The organism is Streptomyces sp. URMC 126 (assembly GCF_051386555.1).
In the GTDB taxonomy this organism is placed as follows: domain Bacteria; phylum Actinomycetota; class Actinomycetes; order Streptomycetales; family Streptomycetaceae; genus Streptomyces.
The window spans coordinates 1-2,975 of the sequence record NZ_JBPQTX010000515.1; the positions used below are offsets into that span (position 1 = coordinate 1).

Annotated in this window: 2 protein-coding genes and 1 pseudogene; all 3 read left to right on the plus strand. The window is 76.1% G+C overall.

What is annotated here, in order from left to right; genetic code table 11:
* Window positions 1–42: 42 nt before the first annotated feature.
* A pseudogene (locus ACSNOK_RS32135) lies at window positions 43–837 on the plus strand (acyltransferase domain-containing protein); the annotation flags it as partial.
* 414 nt (window positions 838–1,251) lie between these two features.
* Window positions 1,252–1,512, plus strand: a complete 261-nt coding sequence (locus ACSNOK_RS32140) for a phosphopantetheine-binding protein (RefSeq protein WP_436784320.1) — start codon at window positions 1,252–1,254, stop codon at window positions 1,510–1,512.
* Between the two features lie 36 nt (window positions 1,513–1,548).
* Window positions 1,549–2,975 (plus strand): condensation domain-containing protein (locus tag ACSNOK_RS32145; protein ID WP_436784319.1); only part of this gene is annotated, 1,427 nt, incomplete at its 3' end.

The window sequence follows — 2,975 nt, forward strand, 5'->3', positions numbered from 1 at the left end:
TGTGTATAAGAGACAGCCCCCGCCCCGGCGTTCCTCTTCCCCGGCCAGGGCAGCCAGCGCGTCGGCATGGGCCGCGGCCTCTACGCCACCGAGCCCGGCTACCGGGCCGCCGTCGACGAGTGCGCCGGCCTCCTCGCCCCCCTGCTCGGCGAGGACCTGCGCGCCACCCTCCTCCCCGGCCCGGACGCCGATCCCGAGCGCGCCGCGGAACGCCTGACCAGGACGCGGCTCGCCCAGCCCGCCCTCTTCGTCACCCAGTACGCCCTCGCCCGGCTGCTGGAGGAGTGGGGTATCCGCCCGGCCGCCATGCTGGGCCACAGCGTCGGCGAGTTCACCGCCGCCTGCCTGGCCGGCGTCATGACCCTGCCCGACGCCCTGCGCCTGGTGGCCCGCCGCGGCGAGCTCGTCGACGGCTGCGCCCCCGGCGCCATGGCCGCGGTGCCGCTCCCCGCCGACCGGGTCCGCGAACTCCTCGCGGGGACCCCGGACCTCACCGTCGCCGTCGTCAACGCGGCCGACCAGACCGTCGTCTCCGGCCCGGCGGACGCCGTCCGGGACCTCGTCGGGCGGCTCACCACCGAGGGGACGGACGCCCGGACGCTGCACACCTCGCACGCCTTCCACTCCCCGTCGATGGACCCGGCCGTACCGGAGTTCACCGCCGCCGTCGCCGGCGTCCGGCTCAACCCGCCGGCCGTGCCGTTCCTCTCCTGCGTCACCGGCACCTGGATCACCCCCGGGCAGGCCACCGACCCCGCCTACTGGGGCCGCCAGCTGCGCGCCCCCGTCCTCTTCGCCGACGCGCTCCGCACCCTGCGGGCGGAGCCCGGCCGGCTCCTGCTGGAAGTGGGCGCCGGGAACACCCTGCGCGCCCTCGCCTCCCGGGACGCCCGCCCGGGGCAGCCCCCCGTGGTGCCCACCCTCGGCACCCGCCACGACGCCCCCGACGCCGCGCCCCTCCTGGAGGCCGCCGGCCACCTGTGGAGCCGGGGCGTGCCCGTCGAACCGGCCTCCCGGCCCGGCGCCCGCCGGGTGCCGCTGCCCACCTACCCCTTCGAGCGGCAGCGCTTCTTCGTCGACCCGCCGGCCGCGACCGGCGCCACACCGCCGGCCCGCGCCCCGGAGCCGGCACCCGAGACCGCGCCGGAGCCGGCGGAGGAGCCGGCGGAGGAACCGCCGACCCTCACCCGGTACGCCCGCCCGGACCTGCCCACCCCCTACACCGCGCCCCGCACGCCCCTGGAGGAGACGGTGGCCGGCGTCTGGCAGGAGGTCATGGGCGTCGCCCCGGTCGGCGCGCACGACAACTTCTTCGACCTCGGCGGGCACTCGCTGCTCGCCGCCCAGGTCGTGGCCCGGCTCCAGGCCGTCCTGCCGGTCACCCTCACCGTGACCGACCTGCTCGCGGAGACCCAGACGGTGGCCGGCACGGCCGCGACCGTCGAACGGCGGCTGCACGAGAAGCTCGCCGCCATGTCGGACGACGACGCCGCCCGGCTCCTGTCGGAATAGCGGACGACGCGGTACCCAGCGGAGGTTGACGCTCACATGGCCCCATCCGGCCCCCTCGCCGACGACGCGGCGAAGCTGTCCGCGACCAAACAGCGCCTGCTGGAGAAGTGGCTGGCCGGCGGCGGCCGGACGGCGGGCCCCACCGTCCCGCGCCGCGCCCGGCGGGACACCGCCGTGCTGTCGTTCGCCCAGGAACGCCTCTGGTTCCTGGCCCAGTTGCACCCCGGCAACCCCTACCACAACATGGTCGAGGCCATCCGGCTGCGCGGCCCCCTCGACCGGGACGCCCTGCGCCGGTCCCTCGACCACCTCCTGGCCCGGCACGAGGCCCTGCGGACCGTCTTCGACGTCCACGACGGCGAGCCCCGGCAGCTCTTCCCGGCCCGGCAGCCCCTCGCCCTCGCCGAAGGCGCCCCGCCCGCCCCGGGCGAGGACGTGGCGGAGCGGCTCCGGGACATCTCCCAGCGGCCGTTCGACCTGACCCGGGGCCCGCTGATCCGCTTCGACCTCACCCCGCTGGGACCCGACGAGCACGTCCTCATGGTGACGATGCACCACCTCGTCGGCGACGGCATGTCCATGGGCATCCTCTTCCGCGAGCTCTACGCCTGCTACGCGGCCGCCGCGGCGGGCCGCCCCTTCCCCAAGCTCCCCGAACTGCCCGTGACCTACGGCGACTTCGCCGAGTGGCAGCGCGCCCTGCTGCGCGGCGAGGAACTGGAACGGCGGCTCGCCCACTGGCGGGACGTCCTCCGCGAGCCGCTGCCGAACCTCGACCGGCTCGCCGACCGGCCGCGCCGCGGGCCCACCAGCCTCCAGGCCGTCAGCCGGGCGTTCCGCCTCTCCGCGGAGGTCTCCGACGGGCTCCGGGCCCTCGCCCGCGAGCACCAGGCGACGCTGTTCATGGTCCTGCTGGCCGGCTTCAAGACCCTGATGCACCGGCGCACCGGCGGCACCGACATCGTCACCGGCTCCGTCGTCCACGGCCGCGACCTGCCCGAGACCGAGAACCTCGTCGGCTTCTTCGCCAACACCCTCGCCCTGCGCGCCGACCTCTCCGGCGACCCGTCGTTCACCGAGGTCCTGGACCGGGTACGGCGGATGTGCCTGGGGGCCTACGCCCACCGGGACACCCCGATCGAGGTGCTGGCGGCCGAGCTCCGCCCGGGCCGCAACCACGGCGACAACCCCCTCTTCCAGGCGGCGGTCGTCGAGGAGAACGTGGCCGGTACGGCACGGATGGGCGACCTGGAGGTCGGGGCCTTCGACTTCGGCCTCGACACCTCCGAGTTCGACCTCGTGCTGCACTACTGGGAGAACGAGGGACGGGTCGAGGGCGGCGTACGGGCCGGGGCCGACCTGTTCGACCCGGAGTCGGTGGACCGGTTCACGGCCGAACTGGAGGCCCTGTTCGCCGCCGTCCTGGCCGACCCCCGCCGCCCGGTCTCCGCCCTGCCGCTGCC